This window comes from Mesocryomonas fontinalis (genome assembly GCF_055730125.2).
The window spans coordinates 336,198-356,918 of the sequence record NZ_JBUZWG020000006.1 but is presented as its reverse complement, the minus strand read 5'-3'; the positions used below and the strand labels follow the sequence as shown (position 1 = coordinate 356,918).

Below are 20,721 nucleotides of genomic sequence, written 5' to 3'. Positions count from 1 at the left end.
TGCGTCATAGCGTCGAACACCCATTGTCGTACGATCTCGAGATAACGGGCGATGACGTTTCGGCAACCAGACAAGCGGACGTAAATTTTCAACTTTTCGGGTCGAGTTCTTCTCGCCCACACGAGGCGTCGCACTCATGTACGGCGTCGCCTTCCCCGGGGGCCCGAAGGTTCACGCCAACGTCGTCCTTTACACTCAACGGCGGACCTGCGTGGACCAAGAGTCCATCGGGATTTGCCGACCACGGGCGTGTCGTCAGCCTCCTCGACATCTCGATGCCGCAGAATCTCATCGAGGCAAAGGGCACGAACGCGGCTTCCCATTTCGTCTTTACCCAACAGAGCTGCGGTAAGCGGAACGCGCTCACCAATCTTGTCGAGCGGGGCTTGGTCCAATCCGTGCTCGGTGCAGCGCTGCCGTTTGCGCGCACTGGGGAAGCCCATTTCTGCTCGATAAAAAGGAGATCCAAGGCCAAATGGGAAGGTCGAGATCGGTATAGGGCGAGACGGTATCTGTGCCCTAATCGCGGTGCCGCCGCACCGAAACTCACTGCAAGCCTTGCTCCCGCAGAATGTCCGGCATCCTCTCCTTGAACTTGAAGAAGCCCTTGGTCGCGTATGGCCAGAAGAGACCGTCCCAATCCCTCCGGACCTGAACGAGATCAATTCCCTCGGTCGCGAGGACCGGCGCCATCTCCGCCAGCGCACTGGCGACGGGCCCACTGGGGCGTAAGCCGTCACGATCCGCCGCACCCCCTCGCGGCATGCGGCATCGAGAAGCGTGACTGCGTCCAGATCGACGGATACGTTCACGCGGCACCCGTAACGCTCTTCCACCCTTGTCGCCGTATCTTTTGCCGATCCGTCGACGAATGCCCGGGCGCCCTCACCCCACAACCATTTTGCGGAGGTCGCCACAACGGCCGCTACGATCGGCAGGTCGCGGTAGAAGATCGACTCGGGATTAAGGTCGTCAGGCGTAACAAGAAGGAGCGACTTTCCAGAGCCGTCGATTACCTTCGCTTCAGGCAACGGCCGCGGCCCGGCTACGGGCGGTTCGACAATTTCGAACGCCTCGTTTGCGAGTCCCTTCGGCGAGAACCGTCCGTTGGTATAGCGGGCGATGTTTTCCGCAGTAGCGAGATAGGTCTTACCGACCGTCTGCAAACCCGCAACCCACCGCCAAGACAGCGTGTTGCTGGCGGCATCCGCGTCGATGAGATGGCGCAGGAAAAAGTCGGCGCCGAGCGCCCAAGGCAAACGTAGGGTGAAGATCCAGATAGAGGCGAACCACATCCGGGCGTGGTTGTGGAGATAGCCAGTGGCGACCAGCTCCCGCGACCAGTCGTCGAAGCCCTCGATCCCCGTCGTGCCGCACTCGGCGGCGGCGACGGCACGCTGGTCGGGAAAGGATCGACCCTGATGGTCGCGCTCCTCGACGAACCGCGTCCAGACCGAAGGACGCATCTCCAGCCATCCCTTCCAATAGGTCCGCCACAAGACTTCTTGCACGAACTTCTCGGCCGATCGGAGACTATGCCTTTCAAGGACGGCCGCTACGACGTCGTGCTCTGTGACCAGGCAGTAGCGCAGGTAGGGCGAGAGTCTTGAGACGGCGGTCGCTTCACCCGGTCCGTTGTCCGTGTTGCGATCCGAAGAATATGGAAGTGCTGCACGTCCGGTGAAATCGGCAAGACGATCGAGACCAGACGATCGGGAAGGCTCGAATTGAACATTAGGATATTGCATGCGGATAGAATTAGAACCCAGATCGGGTTCGTCATCTGCAGTCAGCGCAGATGGGCTTTGAAACCAGGGGACGGAATGCAGCTCGTGTCGGTTCGATTACCTCCGGACCGACGATCCCTAGGACTGGCTCGATGAATACCCGAGACATGCATGCCCAAGCCACCGTTGCCGATCCTCGCTGGGCGCGCATCGTGGCGCACGACATGACGGCCGACGGCGAGTTTTAGTACACTGTCGACACGACGGGCATCTACTGCCGTCCATCCTACTTCTTACGCGCCTGCAACCCCAAGAACGTCTCGATCCACGCCACGCTCGATGGTGCAAAGCAAACGGGTTTCAGGCCTTGAAAACGCTGCAAGCCAGACGGGCCGTCCGGCGATGCGAAGAGAGCGGAGATCGTCTCCAGGGCTTGGGGGTCTGATCGAGAAGCGTGATACGGCGACATTGCTGACAGACCTTGCCAAAACGCTCCGATTGGGCCCCAGCTACTTCGAACGGATCTTTAATGCACATACGAGCCTGACGCCTGATGGCTACGCGGTCGGTTCTTGTGATGGAATCCGACTGCTCCGGGGCAAAGGGCGTTTGCGGCCGTGGCATGAGGCAGGCCAAGGCGCCTCATCCGCTCCGTCGCGATTGCGACCGTGCTGGTCCGTTCCCCAAGGTCATGAAATTGTCTGCTGAACCGATCCCGGGTCCTCAGCGAACTGGCGGCGAACTCGCACGCGGTCGACGGTCCGGCCTTTCATTGCTACGATTTCCATGCCGAGACCGTCCAGAACAAAGCTCTGTCCGGCACGCGGGATTTCGCCGAGTCTCGAGGCGATGTAGCCGTTTAGCGTCGTGTAGCGATGGACCGCGTCGACGAGGTCGACTTCGAGAACAGCGCTGACACGATGCACGTCGATGGACCCGTCGAACGTCCATGATCCGTCCGCCCCCGACAGAATGCCGTCGGACGCCTCCGGGCGATCGGGAAACTTCCCGGCGATCGCCTCCAAGATGTCGGTCGGGGTCGCGATGCCTGCGAGCGTTCCGTACTCATCGAGAACGACGGCCAACGGTATGGAGGAACTCCGAAGTTCCTCGATGAGCTTCAGCACCTTGGTGCCCTCGTGCACGACGATGGGGGGCCTCATGGATTGCGAGAGTTCCGCTTCACTACCTTCGACAACTGCACGTAGCAGGTCGGTGGTTGCCGCGACGCCAACGAAGTCGTTCAAGCGACCGCGGCACAGCAGAACAAGGGGATGCGTCAGCCGTAGGATATCGGAACGGACACGATCCGCCGTCCCGTCGATATCGACCCATTGAACGTCGGGTCGTGGGGACATGATCGTGCGGACCGGGCGCTCGGCTAGCGTGAGGACACTCTGGATCATGTCGGCTTCCTCCTTGGCGAAGGTAGGCCCCCCCAACTCGTTCGGTTCTGCCTGTACAGGCTCGATCGGGGAGGATGCCGACCCCGACCTGCCACGTTGCCGACCCAGCAACTTCAGCACGCGTCGAGCTGTGCGCTGCCTGATGTTCAATCCGGCAAACTCCCCGTCGGGGTCTCGATCTCTGAACTGGCCGATGCCCTCAACTAGAAGCGCCACCCCGATCACGGCGTACAGATGCGCCTTCGGCAAATGATACCCAAGCCCTTCCAGAAGTAGGTTGAAGCCGACGACAACCAGCATTGCGAAGCACAGGATGGAGACCGTGGGGCGGCGTGTGAGGTAAGCGAGGATAGGCGTTCTAGCGGCCGTGGACACTACCGTGGCCAAGACAACCGCCAGCACCATAACTGTCAGCTGTTCGACCATGCCGACGGCAACAAACGTGCCACCGAACGCGTGGACTACGCCGACTTTGACGATTTGCGCGACTGAGGGCGATAATGTCGCGGAGGCGCCTCGGTCGGCGTCCGCGTCGTGTTTCGTGGCGGTGAGCCGACGGTGGATCTCCAAGCTGGCCCTGACGATCAGGAACAGACCGCCCCCGAGGAGCAGGAGGTTCCGCGGCGAGACCTCGGTGCCGCCAGCCGAGAACATCGGCGTTGCCGCTCCGAGTATCCAGACGGCAGCGACGAGGAGCACCATCCGGATGGCCAACCGGATGAAGACTGTCACATGCTGGGACTGTCTCTTGTGCCCTTCCCGAGCCCCGACAAAACGGCTGTCGATGCGGATGAGCCCTTCCGTCCCAATGACCACCTCGATCGCGATGAGCATCGCAAGACCTATGCATGCACTCGGGCTGGCAATCCATTCCATCGTCGATTTCTTTCCTGTCGTCAGTCTGAGGCTGCTTGGCAACCGGCGCGATCTGATCCTGCTGCGTGACGATGCTGCGCGTAGAACCGATGCTGGAACTCGCAGCGTGGGGAAAGGTGACGCTCCGGCGGCATGAAGATGCGTCGCTCGAGCTATCTGGCTTCAGGCTGTTGCCTCGGTCCGACGAGCTCGGTAAGCGCCGTGGCAACGTTCTCGAGCGTGCTCTGTGGCTCCGCCGTCACCGAGAGCGGCGAACCGCTCGGGATCAACCAGAAGTCCTGCGCGTCGGCGGTTGCGGTGCTCGCCAGGGCGAACGTGGCGGCAATCACCGTTTCCTCCATGGGCCCCATGTGGGTCGCCACCGAACAAGATTTCCGGTGCCGGGCGTTCGCAGCCAATGTGATCTGAAGGTCACATATAAGCCCTCGGCGTAACCTTGAGATAACATTGCCTTCGAACCGACAAGGAGGCGACGCAGTGCGGTTGGCCCTCCCCCGCTTGTCGTTGGTGCGACATGCAGACCGACGGAAGTGCCGTCGGTCTCCGTGCCCCCGGATGTCCGTTGCCGGAAACTTGCAACAAGCGGCGCCCTCAGAGAGCATGGTGTCTCGAGGAGAGACGGACACCGTGCGACGTGGGCACGCTGTGACGATCGCATTCGCCGGAACTGACGAGCCGTGCCACCCTGAGCCAGTAAGACAAAAGTTGCGGCAAGCCACGGAAACGCATGGCAGTGCAACGGCGCAGGCCTCATACGGGTGGCATGCTAAGTCCGACAAAGTTGCTCGATCCCAGGGTCGTCTACCTCGAACCCGCTGTCCTTGGGTACGAGCGCGGTCGCGAGATCCTCGCTCGATTTCCCGACGCCAAGCGCATCGAGGTGAAGAGCCACACAAAGATCCCGCGGCTGTACGACAATTCCGCTTCCGCCGAGGACTGCCTTCGGATCAAGCGGGACGTGCTCGTCCTTGGCGTCAAGAAGGGCCTGCATATGCGGCCAAACGGCCGGAGTGCCGACTTCATCGCACCCTCATCGTCGAACGGCTGCGCCATGGCCTGTTCGTACTGCTACGTGCCCCGGCACAAGGGCTACGCGAATCCAATAAGTGTGTTCGTCAACGTCGATCAGATGACGGCCGCCATCCGGAAGCACGCGGACGCGCTGGGACCGAAAACCGTCCCGAACACGGTCGACCCGCATGCGTGGGTCTATGACCTCGGGGAGAACGGCGACCTTTCCGTCGACGCTCTGGTGTCCGACAACGCACGCGACCTCGTGTCCGCCTTCCGCGACTCTCCGAACGCCAAGGGGTCGTTCGCGACGAAGTTCGTGAACCGCGACCTCTTGGACTACGATCCGCAAAGTCGCACCCGCGTTCGCTTCTCGATGATGCCCGCCGAGATGGCGAAGCTCGTGGACGTGCGGACCTCGCCGACGGGCAAGCGCATCCGTGCGGTCAACGACTTCGTCGAGGCGGGCTACGAGGTCCATGCAAACTTCAACCCGGTCGTGGTGCACGAGGGTTGGCAGGCGGAATGGCGGCGCCTCTTCCAAGAGATCGACGACGTCCTGACCCCTGAGGCAAAGGCGCAGCTCAAGTGCGAGGTCATCATGCTGACGCACAACGAGCAGCTCCACGACCTCAATATGTCCTGGCATCCCAAGGCCGAGGGCTTCCTGTGGCGCCCCGACATCCAAGAGGACAAGGTCAGCCAGAACGGCATGACGAACGTCCGTTATAGACACGGCTGGAAGCGTCAGTGGCTAAATCAACTCCTTGGATGGATGGGAGAGACGATCCCCTACTGCGCCGTTCGCTACGCCTTCTGACAGAGCATGGATTGCACTTGCGGAGCGGTTAGGAAGATCTCCGGATCGCGGTGCCCGGCGCTCGCGAAGGTCTCCGTGGCCACTAGGACTCGTGTTACGCACCCGCTTCCGGCACCATTCGACAAAGACGACACACAGAGCCTGATCGCCCTCAGACTGCCAGATCTGTTCGCGAAAGATCCTTGCGAACGAGAGCCCTCCGGCCCCCTATCTCAAGCGGCAGTAGACGTGACTATGCCGTAGCCCAGTCCGAGGGGCGTTCGGCGGACTGCGCGTAGCGCCCAACCTCGATGCCGGAGCGCCCGACGAGCTTTTTGTCGCCCCACCGATAGGAGCCACGCAGCATTCGGTACGCCGTCAGAATCCCAAACCCCGTGACGTCGGGCTTGGTCGGCATGAGCCAGACACCCTCACCAACAAGCGCATGACACGGAAGGAGCAGACGCTGGAACGAAAGACTCCCTATGGAGCAGCCCATCCAAACGAGGAGAGCATCGCCCGGATGGTCGTTGCCAGCGACATGAAGGCGGCCGCAGCCTTATAGCTCATGCATCAGGACACCCGCGTCCGGCATCCACCCCGACCCAGGGATGAGCGCCTATTCGGCGGAGTAGACGCCCTTGACCTCGAACATCGCCTTTATGGACTCGTCGCCGATCAGGAGGATGTGGCTTCGGCAGCTGCGTGCGTTCGTCATGTGGCGCTCCTGGTGTCAGCGTTCTGTCTGGAAATGGTTCCCCGGTCGGAAGCGGTGCGCAAGCCGGTCTCCGTGAGAAAAGCAGTTGCCTCTTCAGGTCGAGATGAGTTGCGGAACGCGGCGGACCTCGACGGTACGAGGTCGGCCAGCATCCGCGCGAGTTCGCAAACCTGCGCGTCCGACGGCTGCCATCCTCTCTCGCGCAACATGTCACCCAGTCGCCGGAGGGCGTCGATCGTATCGCCGGACCGATCGACCTCGCTTATTGGCCTACTTGCTGGCCCGCGCCTCAAGCTGCCACTCTCTCCCGGGACTGCTGGAACTTGCCGCACTCGACGCCGAAGCGTTCGACCAGCTGCCAGTCGTTCGGACGGTAATAGCCAGGGGGCATCCGAAAAGCCTCGAGGATACCGAAGCCGTAGGCGCTGGAGGGTGCCGGCGTCAGCAAGACCTTCCCGCCATGAAGGACGGACACGTCACCCGCCACCCTCCAAAGCTCGTCTTCGACAGTGCAGTTGCCATCCACCGGCACGTGGATCTGCCCCACTACCTGCCCGCCGCCCAGGATGAAGACGACCTCCGGCTTGTCACCCGAACGCATCAGGGCGTAGATCGCATTGTGGATCTCCAGGTTGGAGACGATGTCCGCGACATCGAAGGTCTCGCGCACGTCCCGGACCTCGACGCGAACGTCGAAAGTGCCAGCTTTCACCGCGGCGGCGAGCGCGTTGCGCAGTTCGTCAATGGTTTCGATCCTGTCTGCCATGAGTCTTCCTCGGTCGGTCGCGGACGGTCGATCGGGACCGCCATAAAATGGTGAGAGCAAAAACTCGGTAGCGCAAGCCGTGGACAGAACGCGAACGGTCCTAGAGCAGTTGAAAGTCGATCGTGTGCTGTGTCCTCGTGGGATTGGAGGTGGCATCGAGGCGGCGGGCTAAGCTTCGCTGCTCGATCGGCAATGCTGCGGCGAGCGTGGCTTCAGGCCTGCTCAACACGTGCACGCATGACGACGATCACCTGAATCGCAATGCCAAAGCTGCACGGTCCACTCGGCCTAAGCATCCTCCAACTGCTCCGCATCGGCCGCCTCGTGGAGCGACCGCATCATCGTGCCGATCGCGAAGATCAGCATCCGGAGGCGACGCATGTCCTCCTCGTCCAGATCGCCGAGCCCAGCGAGATCGCGGTCGTGCAGCTCGATCAAGGACGAGATCGTCGTGATGGGGCCGCCTTTCGGTACGAGGAAGCTGAAATCCCCCTTACCGATGATGTACGTGTTCCCTTCCAACTCCGGGTCCGTGACATCGTCGTTGAAGCGCTCTGCCAGGACTCGAGCAACACCCACCCACTGGTGCTGGCCCTCAGCCGCGAACAACGCGGCGCGCGTCTCGTCGCCGATCATGGTCTTGCGTACGTAGGGTCGCAGCGTCGACATCTCTGTTTCCTCGTCATGCGTGAGCTTGGATCGATGGTTCCCCGGATCTGGAGGCAGCGCAAGCGGGTTGACGAAGATCGATGGACAGACACCGGATGAGTGGTCGGCATCGCACATGCGCATGCCCTTGCGGCCCGGCCGCTGCCGTCTTCGGAAAAGTTTTCCGATCGATCCGAAGCCGATCGGCCGGCCTCTGACATATGTCGGGTAAGGGCTTGCAGAGCAGCCGAAACCGGGGAACCCTTGTTGTACGCCGTCACTGGCAACAGCGAGGAACCAGACCATGAAAACGCAGCACCGGACCTTCGGGATCATCCTCGGCACTGAATGGCGAGCTGAACTTGTCGCGGCTCGCGGAGACGAGCCTTGGGTCGCCGTCGCCGAACTCCTCGAGGATTTCCTCGGCGACTTCGACCTGACGGATCCGAAGAACTTCGGCGTCACGCTCCTGATCGACGGTGTCGACTTCAGCTTTCTCCTTCCGGAACAGTCCAACGGCGAGTTCACGACCATCTCGTCGCTGATCGGCATTCACGATCGGAAGCTCGAGGGATTCGACGACTTGAGCTACGAGATGCAGGACCGCTACGGCAGGTTCGCCCCTCAAATCGGACGGCTCATGAAGCAGCTCTACGACCAGGCCGACGAACAAGGCATGGCGGCCTGATCAAACCATTAGGTAGGTTTGCTAGGGCACTGATAGGCCTGCAAGTCTGCCTTCGTGGAAGGCAGACTTGCAGGCCTATCAGTGCTGTTTGGACCGATCAAGGCCGTATCAAAAGCAGCTGCAAGGAGTGAAGCCATGAGCAAGACCGCACAGGACGAGGTGGCCCTTCCAAGCGACGAGAGCCTTCAGCGGATCGCTGGCGGCGACTTCAGTGTGGATGCCTTTGCATCAGCATTCGCCTTCCTCACACAAGACACCCGCACTCGCGTTGCGGGGCGCATGGTCTCGGACTACGCTGATCTAGCTCAGTACGTCATATCCGACGACTGGTCGCACTACTTCTCGGATGATGTTCCCGAGTTCGACACGCGATGGGTTTTCGATCGGCGTCGATGGGCCCTCGCGGTCCTGCACGTAAGGCGGCGCTCTGCCACCGACTGGCTCGAAGGCCTTCCAGACGAAATTGCGGATCTCAACGAAAGCCTAATGGACGCGAACGCGAATGCTCTCGATCTCGGTCTTGAGATGGACGATTTTGCGGTCCGCGAGTCGGACGCAATGCCTGAATGGGCTGGCGAGGCGAGCACAGTCGAGCGTCGCTCGTTCGTTCAAACCCTGCCGTGAGCCAATCTCAACCTGCGGCCAACGTTATCAAACACAAGCTGCTGCCGTGGCCTCTCGGAGTGCCCGGAACGTCGCTTAGCCAGGCATCACGACAGAGATAAGTTTCCCCGAGTGGGTTTCACGAACACGGCTAAGCCAAAAGATAGCCGTTACGGAGGTGATGAAAATGGTGATCGATTTTCCGGCGGTGCCTGCGAAATGTTATGTGTGGGACAGCTTCGAAGCCTGGTCGAACGGTCCGCGCTACATTTTCGCTCGTAGGTGGAAGCCCAGGTTGGAAGACCTGGCAAGCACGTCGATGATCCGATGGGTGTTTGACCAACGAAACTGGCGGATTGCATTCCTGCAGATGCGAGACGAGGGTTGCCCTAAGTGGGTCGACGGCACTCCGGAAGAAGTGTCGGCGCTTGAGAAAGTCCTCAACGGAAGCGAGGCCAAGTACCTCCTTGAGCTCGATCACTGGAACCTTAACCTGTCCTGCGAGCTGCCGTTCTGGACCGGAAGCGCACGAAGGCAGGACGATCTTTCGCCAATCCGGACAGCTGAAGAGCCGGTGTCCAACGTCATCAGGCTCGACGATCATCGCTGTCGCTAGGCAGTAAGGGAGCCGTTGGCATCGGTCGACCGGGGGGACAGTCGCCAACCGATGGGCTCGACGCTCGAGCCTAAAGCCAAGCTCGCACGGAAGCGAACCAAGCCGTCCCACCATCGATTTCGACGTCGCGGCGTTAGCGCCGAGGGGTATCCGACCTGCCTCGTTCCGACTGCAGACGTTCAAAACAACTCAATCGCCAAACGTTGGGCCCGTTATCCAAGCGGTTTGGTCGACCTAGCCTACGGAGGCTGAGAGAGCGAAAATTTATCGACTCGATCCCCTGTGATCGCACTTGCGGGCTCCGGCCATCCGAGGGACCATTTTTGAAGTGGCGCCGTGATGCGCTTTCGAAAGGGGTGCCGAGGATGGCCGCAAAGAACTGCAGTGACACCAGCGGAGACACGCGCGAAGTCGATGATGGTCGCCTTAGCCATCGGCTTCTTTCCAGCGTTGACTGGAAGTGCAACTTGGCTGGCATCGGTCCGGAGACTGCCGTTCGATGGGTGCTGCACCGCGACATGAAGGCGATCGCTTGGCTCAACCTCCGTGAAGTCGAGAACGGCCCCTGGGTTCTGGCGACGTGGTCGGAAACCAAGGACTTCGAGCAAAAGCTGTTGCACGAATTTCCGGAGTTCCTCCAGTACGATGAACGCCCCGGACTAACTACCGGGCCTGTCTTTCCTGCCTGGGTGCACACGATCCACTTTCACCGCGACGACGATCGTTGGGAGTTTGTACAATGAGAGAGTTCCTGCCGGCCAGACGTTTGGGCTCGTGCCCCTGTGAAGAGGATGACGAGGGTGAGCTCCGCTACACCTTTGTCGAGAAGTGGCAGCACCTCTTTGAGGACAAGCCGACCTGGTCCTATGTGCGCTGGGTCTTCGATCGTGAGGATTGGAGCGTCGTGTTCCTGGAGATACTGGACCCGGTGACCCTTGGATGGGTTGGCGGCTCTCCGGAGGAAATAGAGAGCGTGGAGACTGACCTCGTCGAAGGCGAAGCCCAATACCTCGAGGATCTCGACGAGTGGCGGCTGTCTGCATCAGATGACCTGCCGGGCTGGGCATGCACCCTAGCGGAATTGCTCGAGCGTCACGAACTTGCGACCCGCGAACGATTGGCGGAAAGCACGCGGCGAAACGCCATCCGGCTTCGGCTTCCGAAGGGCCGTCATGTGCGGACGGTGACTATCCGGTTCACCCGTGACAAAGATTAGTTGCTGAGACACAGCTTTCGGGGAAGGTCCTAACAGCTGCGACCTTCGTCCATCCGGGGCCTCGCACTGGCTCGGAGACGATGCCTTCGTTCGGTAACGAAGGGCACCGTCCCATTGGATCAGAGTGGTACACATGTTAGCTAGAAGCGCTGGGTAAGACTATTATCCTACGACGGAAAACGCAGTCAGTCGGCCTAATCACTTGTCTGGTCAGCGCAACCACTGTTCCCAGCGGTCTAACCACTGTTGAGCACACCTCGTCAGATGTCGAGGTTGGCGACCTGGAGGGCGTTTTCCTGGATGAACTCGCGGCGGGGCTCGACCTCGTCTCCCATCAGGCGGGAGAACAGGAGGTCGGCGTCGGTCGCGTCCTGGATCTTCACCTGCAGCAGCGAGCGCACCTCGGGGTCGAGCGTTGTTTCCCACAGCTGCTCGGGATCCATTTCGCCGAGGCCCTTGTAGCGCTGCAGCGACAGGCCCTTGCGGCCAACCTCGAACACCGCGGTGAGAAGCTCCAGCGGGCCGGAGAGCGAGCGCTCGGTCTCCTTGCGCTTCAGGACCGGCGAGCCATCGTAGAGATCGCCGAGCCGCGCGGCGATGCGGTGCAGTGCGATCGCGTCGCCGGAGTGGATCAGCGGCGCATCGAGGTTTTCGACCTCGAGAACACCGCGCACCGTGCGGCTGAAGCGGTAGCCACCGGCATCCGTCAGTTCGCCGGTCCACGGACCGTCGCCCTCTTCCGCGATCTCGTCGAGGCGGCGGGCGATCTTCTCGATGATCGGGCCGGCCTCGGCGGCACTGTCGGCGACGGCGGGCGTCAGCGCGCCGGCGATCGCCGCCTGCTCGACCACGGCGCGGTTGTAGCGGCTGTGGAGGCCGGCGAGCACCGAGCGCACCGCCAGCGCGTCGTCGACCGCGGTGCGCAGATCGCGGCCGCGCCGCACTTCGCCGGTCGACAGCGTCAGGATGGCGTCGTCGAGACCACCCTCGATCAGGTAGTTCTCGAGCGCCTTCTCGTTCTTCAGGTACTGCGACTGCTTGCCCTTCGACACTTTGAACAGCGGCGGCTGGGCGATGTAGATGTAGCCGCGCTCGATCAGCTCGGGCATCTGCCGGAAGAAGAAGGTGAGGAGCAGCGTGCGGATATGGGCGCCGTCGACGTCGGCGTCCGTCATGATGATGATCTTGTGGTAGCGCGCCTTGTCGGCGTTGAACTCGTCCTTGCCGATCGAGGTGCCGAGCGCGGTGATCAGCGTGCCCACCTGGTCGGAGGCGAGCATCCGGTCGAAGCGGGCGCGCTCGACGTTGAGGATCTTGCCGCGCAGCGGCAGGATCGCCTGGTTCTGGCGAGAGCGGGCGCCCTTGGCCGAGCCGCCGGCCGAATCGCCCTCGACGATGAAGATCTCGGATTTGGCGGGATCACGCTCCTGGCAGTCGGCGAGCTTGCCGGGCAGCGAGGAGATGTCGAGCGCGCCCTTGCGCCGCGTCAGCTCGCGCGCCTTGCGCGCCGCCTCGCGGGCGGCCGCGGCCTCCACGACCTTCGCCATCACCACCTTCGCCTCGGCCGGATGCTCCTCGAACCACTGGTGCAGCTTGTCGTTGACGAGGCTCTCGACCACCGGCCGCACCTCGGAGGAGACCAGCTTGTCCTTGGTCTGCGACGAGAATTTTGGGTCCGGCACCTTCACCGAGAGGACGCAGGTCAGGCCCTCGCGGCAATCGTCGCCGGTCGGCTGCACCTTCTCGCGCTTCAGCGTGCCCGAGCTTTCGGCATAGCCGGTCACCTGCCGCGTCAGCCCGCCCCGGAAACCGGCCATGTGCGTGCCGCCGTCGCGCTGCGGAATGTTGTTGGTGAAGCACAGCACCGTGTCTTGGTAGCTGTCGTTCCACCACATCGCGACCTCGACGACGATGCCGTCCTTCTCGCCGTAGAGCACGATCGGATCGCCGATCAGCGGTTTTCTGGCGCGGTCGAGGTAGCGCACGAACGCCTCGAGGCCGCCCTCGTAGAACAGCTCGACGCGCTTCTCGTCGACATGCCGGCGGTCGGTGAGGACGATCATCACGCCGGAGTTGAGGAAGGCGAGCTCGCGCAGCCGGTGCTCCAGCGTCGGCAAGTCGAACTCGACCTTGGTGAAGGTCTCCTGCGACGGCTGGAAGGTGATCTCGGTGCCGGTTTCGCCCTTCTCGGCGACGCCGGTGGCGATCAGCGGCGAGTCCGGAACGCCGTGGGTGAAGCTCATCTCGAAGATCTGCCCCTTGCGGCGGATCTTCATCTTCAGCCAGACCGAGAGCGCGTTGACCACCGAGACGCCGACGCCGTGCAGGCCGCCCGACACCTTATAGGAGTTCTGGTCGAACTTACCGCCGGCATGCAGCTGGGTCATGATGACCTCGGCCGCCGAGACGCCCTCGCCGGTATGGATATCGGTCGGGATGCCGCGGCCATTGTCGGTGACGCTGCAGGAACCGTCGGGGTTGAGCGTCACGGTGACGAGCGTCGCGTGTCCGGCCAGCGCCTCGTCGATCGCGTTGTCGACGACCTCGTAGACCATGTGGTGCAGGCCCGAGCCGTCGTCGGTGTCGCCGATATACATGCCGGGACGCTTGCGAACCGCATCCAAGCCCTTCAAAACCTTGATGGAATCAGCGCCGTATTCGGCTGGCTCACCGGGGTTCGTCTGGTCTTCGTCTGACATGGAATTCCTTGGGCTCGGGCGGTCCGGAAAACTCTGCGCCGAATCGACGCTCTCGAACGCTCGAAAGCGTTCCGGAACCATTGATATAGCCGCTCCGGCCGCTCAATCCAAGCTTTGCCGCGCCGCCGGCCCAGCGCTGTAGGCCAAGCGTTGCCGCGCCACCCGCCCGTGTGTCAGGCCAAGGTCTGACGCAATGCCGGCCTGGCACACCGGGGCCCACTGCAACGCGAAGGCCGGAACGGACAGGTCAGATGCCAGTTGACCGAGCGGTCTCTCGAATGGATGTCGCCATGAAGGTGTTTCTCCCGCTCATCGCCGCCGGCCTTCTCACTGCCTGCACGACGCCCTACCCGGGCGGCACGCCGTATCCAGGGGCCCGCGTGTCGGGCGCCAGCGTCTCGGGCAATCCGCATCCGCGCGGCTCCGATGCCTTCTGCCGGAACTATGCAAGGCAGACGGCGTCGAACCAGTACGAGGGCAACCGCGACAGCGGCGACGGCTTCGGCAGCGACATGTTTGCCGCACAGCAGGCCCGCGATGCCGGGGCCCGGGCCTACGACCGGTGCCGCGCCGGCCGAACCGGCTGAGACACCGCCCACCACACGGCGATTTGCCGCAAGCCCGGCGCTCGACCATCGGCGCCGGCGTCCTTATCTGGCGTTGTGGAGGTTCACCATGGACATGTCGCCGATCCCGTTTCGCGCGCCCGCCCCGCTGCCGCAGGCGCGTCATCTCGGGCTGGCGGGCTTTCTCCTTACTGCGGCCCGCAATCCGCTGGAGCTCTGGAGCGCCGAGGCGTACCGCCAGCCCTACGTCGTCGCGCACTGGCTGAAGGTCCCGACGGTGATCGTCAACGACCCGGCGGCGGTCCGCCATGTGATGGTCGACAACGCCCGCAACTACGTCATGCAGCCGCTGCGCCAGCGGCTACTGCGGCCCGTCCTGCGCGATGGCCTGCTGACCGCCGAGGGCGAGCTGTGGAAGCGCACCCGCAAGGCGCTGGCGCCGGTGTTCACGCCGCGCAACATCGAGGCCTTCGCGCCGGTCATGCGGGCGCGCACAGAGGCCTTCGCAGAGGGCCTCGCCGCCCGGCCGGACGGGCGGATCGACGCCGCCTTCCAGATGACGCTCCTGACCTACGACATCCTGCAGGCCACGTTGTTCTCCGACGATATCGCCGGCGACCCGCTGGAGTTCGCCGCCACGATGGAGCGCTTCCTCGGCCGCATGGGCCGCGTTGATCCGCTCGATCTCCTGGGCGCCCCGGCCTTCCTGCCGCGGCCGACACGGCTCTTCGCCGGCCGCTCGCAGCATTATTTCCGCAAGCTCATCGCCGACACGATCGACCGGCGGCAGGCGCTGGTGACGCAGGATCCCGCGGCAGCGCCAGCCGACTTCCTGACGCTGCTGCTGAAGGCTGACGGCCTGTCGCGCCAGGCGATCGAGGATAACATCATCACCTTCATCGGCGCCGGGCACGAGACCACGGCCCGCGCCGTCGGCTGGACGCTCTACCTCCTCAGCCAGGCGCCGGAGGAGCGGGCCAAGGTCGAGGATGAGCTCGACCGCCTGCTGCCGGGACTGGACGACCCCGTGACCTGGCCGGCGAAGCTGGTGCACACCCGCGCGGCCTTCGAGGAGGCGATGCGGCTCTATCCCCCGGCGCCCTCGCTGAACCGCACCGCCATCGCCGAGGACCGCGTCGGCGACCTCGTCATTCCGGCCGGCGCGTCGGTGCTGGTGATGCCCTGGCTGATCCACCGGCACGAGGCGCTCTGGCAGAACCCGGCCTCGTTCATTCCCGACCGCTTCCTGCCCGGACGGCGCGAGAGCATCGAGCGCTTCCAGTACCTGCCTTTCGGCCTCGGGCCCCGGGTCTGCATCGGCCAGGGCTTCGCGATGCTGGAGGGCGTGGTGATCCTCGCCAGCCTGCTCTCGCGGCTCCGATTCGATTTCGCCGGCGAGCGCCAGCCGCGGCCGGTGCAGAAGATCACCATCCAGCCGGACCGGGGCTTTCCAATGAGAGTTTCGCGCCGTTGACGGCAAGAGAGGACGGCGTCCCCTCCCGTCGCTCAATTCGTTACGCCGCGCCCGGCAGGCCGGACGCGGCGTGGGCTCAGATCGCCGGGGGCGGGTTCGCCGTCGGCGTCTCGGCCTCGGCATCGTCCAGGCCCTCGAACAGCGCGGTCGAGAGGTAACGCTCGGCGAAGGACGGGATGATGATGACGATGTTCTTGCCTTCGTTCTCCGGTCGCAGACCGACCTCGATCGCCGCGGCCAGCGCCGCGCCGGACGAGATGCCGACCGGCACGCCTTCCAGCCGGGCGACGAGACGGGCGAGTTCGAAGGCGGTGTCGTTGTCGACCTTGATCACCTCGTCATAGATCTCGCGGTCGAGAACCGCCGGGGCGAAGCCCGCGCCAATACCCTGGATCTTGTGCGGGCCGGGGGCCCCGCCCGACAGCACCGGCGAGTTCGATGGCTCAACGGCGACGATGTGGAGCGCCGGGTTGCGCTGCTTCAGAACCTGGCCCGCCCCGGTGATCGTCCCGCCGGTGCCGATGCCCGCGATGAAGACGTCGATCTTGCCGCCGGTGTCGTTCCAGATTTCCTCAGCCGTCGTCACCCGGTGGATTTCGGGATTGGCGGCGTTCTCGAACTGCTGTGGGATGACGGCGTTCGGAATGTCCTTCAGGAGTTCCTCGGCCTTGGCGATGGCGCCCTTCATGCCCTTGGCGCCCTCGGTCAGGACGAGTTCCGCGCCCAGCAGCCGCAGCATCTTGCGCCGCTCGATCGACATCGTCTCGGGCATGGTCAGGATCAGCTGATAGCCCTTGGCCGCCGCGGCGAAGGCGAGACCGATGCCGGTATTGCCCGAGGTCGGCTCGATCAGCGTGGTCTTGCCGGGGGTGATCTTGCCGGACGCCTCCAGCGCCTCGATCATCGCGACGCCGATCCGGTCCTTGACCGACGAGGTCGGGTTAAAGAATTCGAGCTTGGCCAGGAGATTGGCCTTCACGCCCTTCTCCCTCGCCAGCTTGTCGAGCCGGACGATCGGCGTGTCGCCGATGGTATCGACGATCGAGTCGTAGATCCGTCCGCGTCCGTGGGTGCGGGCCTTGCCCGTCTGTACAGCCTTGTCCATCACCATTCCCCGTCAAGCGGCCGAGCCGCGCTTCTCTCGCGGCTGCGCCGCTTTCGTCCTGCGGCCGGGCCGCTTGTCTCGTACACGCCGGGCGAGGCGCGGCGCGACCATTCTACGGTCGCCCCGTCGCAAACGCTCATCGTGCCCCGGCGGATCCGGCGCCGCATCTTACGGCACCAAGGCGAGAACGCCGAGCCATCCCGACAAGGGCACATCCCCGCCGTGCGGAACAGCTTTCCGTCGAGCGCCTCATCCCGGGTATCAGTTTGTCCGATCAGGCCCTTCCGCCCGGCACGGTGCCGCGCCAGATCGGGGCTCGTTCACGCAAATCCTTCGCGTCGCGGTGACCAACCGTTGACGCCGCCGGCAGACGTCACCGCCGCCTTCATACTTTGGCAATCGGCCGCGCGCGTCATGCCGGAATGGCCCATGATCTGGCAAGGACAGAGGTTTGACGAAGCGACCGGGCGCTCTGCCCCAGCTCTGCCTGGAGGTGATGGGCCTGACGACCGTCATGGGCGCCATCATCCTCATCGCCGCGTTTCATGTCTTCGGCGGGTCGGCCGCCGTCGCGCCGCGCCTGGCGCTATGGTTCTCGATCGCCGCCCTGTTCCTGACCGCCTTGCCGATCCAGGCCTATATCCTCGCCCGCCTGCGCATGCTGGCCGCCGAGAACGCCACCCTGTTCGAGGCGGCCACCCGCGACGGGCTGACGCGCGTCCTCAACCGCACGGCCTTCAAGACCGGGGTAGAGGAGGCGATCCAGGTGCTCGGACGGCGGGCCGGCGACAAGCGGCCCTCGACGCTGCTGATCGTCGATGCCGACCATTTCAAGCGGATCAACGACCGGCTCGGCCATCCCGTCGGCGACCAGGCGCTCGTGGCGATCGCCGCCACACTCCGAGGCTCGGTGCGGCGCGACGACATCGTCGGCCGCATCGGCGGCGAAGAGTTCGGCATTCTCCTGCGCGGGGCGGGCTACGAGGAGGCGATGGTCGTCGCCGAGCGGCTGCGGCTCGCCATCCACGCGCTGAGCGTCGGCACGCTGCAGGACAAGCAGCAGCTCTCCGTCAGCATGGGCGGCGTCACTTTTGGGCAGGCCGTGCCTTACGACACGCTCTACCGCTCGGCCGACGCCAATCTCTACCGGGCGAAGAAGAGCGGGCGTAACCGCGTCAGGCTGGTCAATCTCCAGCCGCTGCCGTTCCAGCGGCACGGCGAGCCTGTGCGGGCGACCCGCACCCTCGGCGGCCCAGCCGTCTCGGCCGCCCCGGCAGACCCGCGCCCGGCGGGCCGCATCGGCGCGGCCTGATCCGCAACCCGGAGGCTCAGCCGGGCATCAGACGCCGGTCGAGCCGAACCCGCCCGCGCCGCGCGCCGTCTCCGGCAGTTCCTCGGCCTCGGCGAACGCTGCGAGCACCACCGGCGCGATGACGATCTGGGCGATGCGGTCGCCATGCCGGATGGTGAAGGCAGCCGGCCCGTGGTTGACGAGGATCGCCATCACCTCGCCGCGATAGTCGCTGTCGACCGTGCCGGGGGAATTCAGCACGGTGACGCCGTGCTTGGCCGCCAATCCGGAACGTGGCCGCACCTGCATCTCGAAACCTTCCGGCACGGCAAAGCAGAAACCGGACGGCACCAGCGCCTGGCCGCCCGGCGCGATCGTCAGCGGCTCGGAGAGCGCCGCCATGAGGTCAGCGCCCGCGGCACCGGCGCTCTGGTAGAACGGCAGCGGCAGGCCGGCGCCATGCGGCAGGCGCTTCAGGTGAACGATCGGCTGGGTCATCTTGTGTCTCGCTGGAAGGATCGGCCAGGCGCGGCTCAGGCAGTCGGACCGGCCGCAAGGAGGTCGGCGATGCGCTGCGCCAGGCGCTCGGCGACCGCTTCCTTGGTCATCTCAGGCCAGGGCTCGCTGCCGGACCGGGTGACGAGGTGGACGGTGTTGGTCGTCCCGCCCATCACGCCCTGGCGTCCCTCACCTTGCGACACGTCGTTCGCCACGATGATATCGGCGCCCTTGCGGTCGAGCTTCGAGATGGCGTTGGCGAGGAGGTCGTTGGTCTCGGCGGCAAAGCCGACCACCAGCGCCGGTCGCTCCCGGTGATGGCCGATGGTGGCGAGGATGTCTGGGTTTTCCGCCAGCGTCAGCGGCGCCGGCGCCTCGGCGCCCTTCTTCAGCTTGATCGGGGCCTCGTCCGCCGTCCGCCAGTCCGCCACCGCCGCAACGAACACGCCGACATCGACCGGCAGCGTCGCCTCGACGGCCGCCAGCATCTCGCGCGCCGTCTCGACGGTCACCGTCGCCACCCCTTCGGGCGGCGGGATCGTGACCGGACCGGAGACCAGCACGACATCGGCGCCGAGCCGCGCCAGCGCGCCGGCAATCGCATGGCCTTGCCGGCCGGACGAGCGGTTGGCGATGTAGCGCACGGGGTCGATCGGCTCGTGCGTCGGGCCGGACGTCACCACCATACGCTTGCCGGCCAGCGGCTGGGCGGCCGGCTGAAGCAGCGCCTCGAGCGCGGCGACGATCTCCAACGGCTCGGCCATCCGCCCGAGGCCGGCCTCGTTCGCCTCGGCCATCTCGCCGCCTTTCGGCCCGACGAAACGGATGCCATCGGCCTCCAGCTGCTGCAGGTTGCGGGCGGTCGCGGGATGGCTCCACATCGCCGGGTTCATCGCGGGCGCCATCAGCACCGGCGCCCGCGTCGCCAGCAGCACGGCACCGGCGAGGTCATCTGCAAGGCCTGCGGCCAGCCGCGCCATCCGGTCCGCCGTCGCCGGCGCGACGACCACCGCGTCACATCCGCGGGCGAGCCGGATATGCCCGACATCCTGCTCGTCCTCGCGGTCGAACAGATCGCCATAGACCCGCGAGGCCGCAAGCGTGCCGACCGACAGCGGCGTCACGAACTCGGCCGCCGCCGCCGTCATCACCGGCACCACCGCGGCCCCGCGCTCGCGCAGCCGCCGGATCAGGTCGAGCACCTTGTAGGCCGCGATGCCGCCGCCGACGACGAGGAGGATGCGCTGGCCGGAAAGGGTCACGATGCGATTTCCCAGGGATTGACGAGAGACAGGCCGACACCGTCGAAATCCCTCACATTCCGGGTCGCCAGCGTTGCCCCGTGCTCCAGCACGTGGCCTGCGATAAGGCAATCGGCGACGGCGACGGGGCGTCCCATGCGCCGGCGCTTCGCAAAGACGTCAGCGGCATGATCCACCGTTGCAGGTCCGAATGACAATGTACGCCCGAATGCTCCGTCGCTTCGAATCTTGAGCAGGGCCATCTCGAGGCTCAGCCGCTTAGCCGACGTGGGCAGAAGATTGATGCCATACCGAATCTCGAACAGCGTGATAGCCGCGAAGGCCATATCAGCGGGATAGAGCGATCTGAACCAGCGGTTCACCGCCGGATCGGGATGCGGATTCAGCATCTCAGAAATGACGTTGGTGTCGAGCACAATCATTCCCCGAAGTCGACCGGTCGCATTTTCCAAGCCTTGCGGTCAGGGAGTTCCAACTCGACGCCCCCGCCGATCTCATCCTTGATGCGCTGCAGAATCTGCCAGGCAGGCTCAACGATCTCCGCCGCCGGGGTAGCTGAGACTGCCACCCCCGCGCCCAGCACCCTTCGCGCCTCCTCCTCGACCGGCACGCCTTTGAGCGCCGCCTGAGCTTCCAAGGCCGCCAGCACCGCTTCGTCGATGTTGCGGATCGTCATGCTCGCCATGCCCTGTCCTCCCGCATCTGGTCCGATCGAAGTCTACGATCCGCGGCGGGGCCTGGCAACGCGCCGC

The 20,721-nt window shown here is 64.3% G+C and carries 21 protein-coding genes; 11 read left to right on the top strand and 10 right to left on the bottom strand.

Annotated elements, in window-relative coordinates; genetic code table 11:
• Positions 1 to 134: 134 nt before the first annotated feature.
• Positions 135 to 1,511: an FAD-binding domain-containing protein gene (locus ACZL02_RS16890; protein ID WP_472939407.1), complete on the bottom strand. Its 1,377-nt coding sequence runs from the start codon at positions 1,509 to 1,511 to the stop codon at positions 135 to 137.
• Between the two features lie 485 nt (positions 1,512 to 1,996).
• Here ACZL02_RS16890 and ACZL02_RS16885 point away from each other — a divergent pair, with 485 nt between their 5' ends.
• Positions 1,997 to 2,098, top strand: a complete 102-nt coding sequence (locus ACZL02_RS16885) for an Ada metal-binding domain-containing protein (RefSeq protein ID WP_472939612.1) — start codon at positions 1,997 to 1,999, stop codon at positions 2,096 to 2,098.
• Between the two features lie 318 nt (positions 2,099 to 2,416).
• On the opposite strand, the gene ACZL02_RS16880 is transcribed toward ACZL02_RS16885, so the two are convergent.
• On the bottom strand, positions 2,417 to 4,009 hold the full coding sequence (locus ACZL02_RS16880; protein ID WP_472939406.1) for a TerC family protein: 1,593 nt from the start codon (positions 4,007 to 4,009) through the stop codon (positions 2,417 to 2,419).
• Between the two features lie 201 nt (positions 4,010 to 4,210).
• Between ACZL02_RS16880 and ACZL02_RS16875 the strand changes: the two genes are divergently transcribed.
• Together ACZL02_RS16875 and ACZL02_RS16870 are read left to right on the top strand one after the other, a co-directional pair.
• Positions 4,211 to 4,417 (top strand): hypothetical protein, encoded by a 207-nt coding sequence (locus ACZL02_RS16875; protein ID WP_472939405.1) that lies wholly within the window; start codon positions 4,211 to 4,213, stop codon positions 4,415 to 4,417.
• Positions 4,418 to 4,736: 319 nt separating this feature from the next.
• Positions 4,737 to 5,840, top strand: a complete 1,104-nt coding sequence (locus ACZL02_RS16870) for a spore photoproduct lyase family protein (protein ID WP_472939404.1) — start codon at positions 4,737 to 4,739, stop codon at positions 5,838 to 5,840.
• Positions 5,841 to 6,826: 986 nt separating this feature from the next.
• On the opposite strand, the gene ACZL02_RS16865 is transcribed toward ACZL02_RS16870, so the two are convergent.
• A complete protein-coding gene (locus tag ACZL02_RS16865; protein WP_472939403.1) occupies positions 6,827 to 7,303 on the bottom strand; it encodes a hypothetical protein in 477 nt (158 codons plus the stop codon).
• 288 nt (positions 7,304 to 7,591) lie between these two features.
• Entirely contained in the window at positions 7,592 to 8,257 is a 666-nt protein-coding gene (locus ACZL02_RS16860) for a hypothetical protein (protein WP_472939402.1), read from the bottom strand.
• On the opposite strand from ACZL02_RS16860, the gene ACZL02_RS16855 reads away from it, so the two are divergent.
• From ACZL02_RS16855 to ACZL02_RS16835, 5 genes are all read left to right on the top strand, one after another.
• Entirely contained in the window at positions 8,256 to 8,639 is a 384-nt protein-coding gene (locus ACZL02_RS16855) for a hypothetical protein (RefSeq protein ID WP_472939401.1), read from the top strand. The two genes, ACZL02_RS16860 and ACZL02_RS16855, sit on opposite strands and share 2 nt — an antisense overlap.
• A gap of 135 nt (positions 8,640 to 8,774) precedes the next feature.
• Positions 8,775 to 9,263: a hypothetical protein gene (locus ACZL02_RS16850; RefSeq protein ID WP_472939400.1), complete on the top strand. Its 489-nt coding sequence runs from the start codon at positions 8,775 to 8,777 to the stop codon at positions 9,261 to 9,263.
• A 166-nt stretch (positions 9,264 to 9,429) separates the two neighbouring features.
• Positions 9,430 to 9,858, top strand: coding sequence for a hypothetical protein (locus ACZL02_RS16845; protein ID WP_496258472.1), 429 nt, complete (start codon positions 9,430 to 9,432; stop codon positions 9,856 to 9,858).
• A 365-nt stretch (positions 9,859 to 10,223) separates the two neighbouring features.
• Positions 10,224 to 10,601 (top strand): hypothetical protein, encoded by a 378-nt coding sequence (locus tag ACZL02_RS16840; RefSeq protein WP_472939398.1) that lies wholly within the window; start codon positions 10,224 to 10,226, stop codon positions 10,599 to 10,601.
• The gene (locus ACZL02_RS16835) at positions 10,598 to 11,074 is read left to right on the top strand and encodes a hypothetical protein (RefSeq protein WP_472939397.1); all 477 of its coding nucleotides are present in this window, start codon (positions 10,598 to 10,600) and stop codon (positions 11,072 to 11,074) included. The genes ACZL02_RS16840 and ACZL02_RS16835 overlap by 4 nt, the downstream gene beginning before the upstream one ends.
• 260 nt (positions 11,075 to 11,334) lie before the next feature.
• Here ACZL02_RS16835 and gyrB read toward each other — a convergent pair whose 3' ends face one another.
• A complete protein-coding gene (gene gyrB, locus ACZL02_RS16830; RefSeq protein ID WP_472939396.1) occupies positions 11,335 to 13,773 on the bottom strand; it encodes a DNA topoisomerase (ATP-hydrolyzing) subunit B in 2,439 nt (812 codons plus the stop codon).
• Positions 13,774 to 14,063: 290 nt separating this feature from the next.
• Here gyrB and ACZL02_RS16825 point away from each other — a divergent pair, with 290 nt between their 5' ends.
• Together ACZL02_RS16825 and ACZL02_RS16820 are read left to right on the top strand one after the other, a co-directional pair.
• On the top strand, positions 14,064 to 14,360 hold the full coding sequence (locus tag ACZL02_RS16825) for a hypothetical protein (RefSeq protein WP_472939395.1): 297 nt from the start codon (positions 14,064 to 14,066) through the stop codon (positions 14,358 to 14,360).
• 88 nt (positions 14,361 to 14,448) lie between these two features.
• Positions 14,449 to 15,813 (top strand): cytochrome P450, encoded by a 1,365-nt coding sequence (locus ACZL02_RS16820; protein WP_472939394.1) that lies wholly within the window; start codon positions 14,449 to 14,451, stop codon positions 15,811 to 15,813.
• A gap of 76 nt (positions 15,814 to 15,889) precedes the next feature.
• On the opposite strand, the gene cysK is transcribed toward ACZL02_RS16820, so the two are convergent.
• A complete protein-coding gene (gene cysK / locus ACZL02_RS16815; protein WP_472939393.1) occupies positions 15,890 to 16,918 on the bottom strand; it encodes a cysteine synthase A in 1,029 nt (342 codons plus the stop codon).
• Positions 16,919 to 17,369: 451 nt separating this feature from the next.
• Between cysK and ACZL02_RS16810 the strand changes: the two genes are divergently transcribed.
• Positions 17,370 to 18,230, top strand: a complete 861-nt coding sequence (locus ACZL02_RS16810; protein ID WP_472939392.1) for a GGDEF domain-containing protein — start codon at positions 17,370 to 17,372, stop codon at positions 18,228 to 18,230.
• A 27-nt stretch (positions 18,231 to 18,257) separates the two neighbouring features.
• Here ACZL02_RS16810 and dut read toward each other — a convergent pair whose 3' ends face one another.
• Genes dut through ACZL02_RS16790 form a run of 4 tightly spaced genes read right to left on the bottom strand, consistent with a single transcriptional unit; the run spans position 18,258 to position 20,654 of the window.
• Positions 18,258 to 18,707 carry a dUTP diphosphatase gene (gene dut, locus ACZL02_RS16805; RefSeq protein WP_472939391.1) on the bottom strand — a complete coding sequence of 150 codons (450 nt, stop codon included), beginning with the start codon at positions 18,705 to 18,707 and terminating at the stop codon, positions 18,258 to 18,260.
• A gap of 35 nt (positions 18,708 to 18,742) precedes the next feature.
• Complete coding sequence (gene coaBC / locus ACZL02_RS16800) at positions 18,743 to 19,969, bottom strand: bifunctional phosphopantothenoylcysteine decarboxylase/phosphopantothenate--cysteine ligase CoaBC (RefSeq protein ID WP_472939390.1); 1,227 nt, start codon at positions 19,967 to 19,969, stop codon at positions 18,743 to 18,745.
• Positions 19,966 to 20,385, bottom strand: coding sequence for a type II toxin-antitoxin system VapC family toxin (locus ACZL02_RS16795; RefSeq protein ID WP_472939389.1), 420 nt, complete (start codon positions 20,383 to 20,385; stop codon positions 19,966 to 19,968). Before ACZL02_RS16795 ends, coaBC begins: the two co-directional genes overlap by 4 nt.
• 2 nt (positions 20,386 to 20,387) lie before the next feature.
• Positions 20,388 to 20,654 (bottom strand): FitA-like ribbon-helix-helix domain-containing protein, encoded by a 267-nt coding sequence (locus tag ACZL02_RS16790; protein WP_472939388.1) that lies wholly within the window; start codon positions 20,652 to 20,654, stop codon positions 20,388 to 20,390.
• Positions 20,655 to 20,721: the final 67 nt, after the last annotated feature.

Excerpts from the sequence above, each read along its gene's own strand:
- ACZL02_RS16880 (WP_472939406.1), bottom strand. The coding sequence starts at position 4,009 with ATGGAATGGATTGCCAGCCCGAGTGCATGCATAGGTCTTGCGATGCTC.
- ACZL02_RS16870 (WP_472939404.1), top strand. The coding sequence starts at position 4,737 with ATGGCAGTGCAACGGCGCAGGCCTCATACGGGTGGCATGCTAAGTCCG.
- ACZL02_RS16865 (WP_472939403.1), bottom strand. The coding sequence starts at position 7,303 with ATGGCAGACAGGATCGAAACCATTGACGAACTGCGCAACGCGCTCGCC.
- ACZL02_RS16855 (WP_472939401.1), top strand. The coding sequence starts at position 8,256 with ATGAAAACGCAGCACCGGACCTTCGGGATCATCCTCGGCACTGAATGG.
- ACZL02_RS16860 (WP_472939402.1), bottom strand. The coding sequence starts at position 8,257 with ATGGTCTGGTTCCTCGCTGTTGCCAGTGACGGCGTACAACAAGGGTTC.
- ACZL02_RS16850 (WP_472939400.1), top strand. The coding sequence starts at position 8,775 with ATGAGCAAGACCGCACAGGACGAGGTGGCCCTTCCAAGCGACGAGAGC.
- ACZL02_RS16845 (WP_496258472.1), top strand. The coding sequence starts at position 9,430 with ATGGTGATCGATTTTCCGGCGGTGCCTGCGAAATGTTATGTGTGGGAC.
- ACZL02_RS16840 (WP_472939398.1), top strand. The coding sequence starts at position 10,224 with ATGGCCGCAAAGAACTGCAGTGACACCAGCGGAGACACGCGCGAAGTC.
- ACZL02_RS16835 (WP_472939397.1), top strand. The coding sequence starts at position 10,598 with ATGAGAGAGTTCCTGCCGGCCAGACGTTTGGGCTCGTGCCCCTGTGAA.
- gyrB (WP_472939396.1), bottom strand. The coding sequence starts at position 13,773 with ATGTCAGACGAAGACCAGACGAACCCCGGTGAGCCAGCCGAATACGGC.
- ACZL02_RS16825 (WP_472939395.1), top strand. The coding sequence starts at position 14,064 with ATGAAGGTGTTTCTCCCGCTCATCGCCGCCGGCCTTCTCACTGCCTGC.
- ACZL02_RS16820 (WP_472939394.1), top strand. The coding sequence starts at position 14,449 with ATGGACATGTCGCCGATCCCGTTTCGCGCGCCCGCCCCGCTGCCGCAG.
- cysK (WP_472939393.1), bottom strand. The coding sequence starts at position 16,918 with ATGGACAAGGCTGTACAGACGGGCAAGGCCCGCACCCACGGACGCGGA.
- dut (WP_472939391.1), bottom strand. The coding sequence starts at position 18,707 with ATGACCCAGCCGATCGTTCACCTGAAGCGCCTGCCGCATGGCGCCGGC.
- ACZL02_RS16790 (WP_472939388.1), bottom strand. The coding sequence starts at position 20,654 with ATGGCGAGCATGACGATCCGCAACATCGACGAAGCGGTGCTGGCGGCC.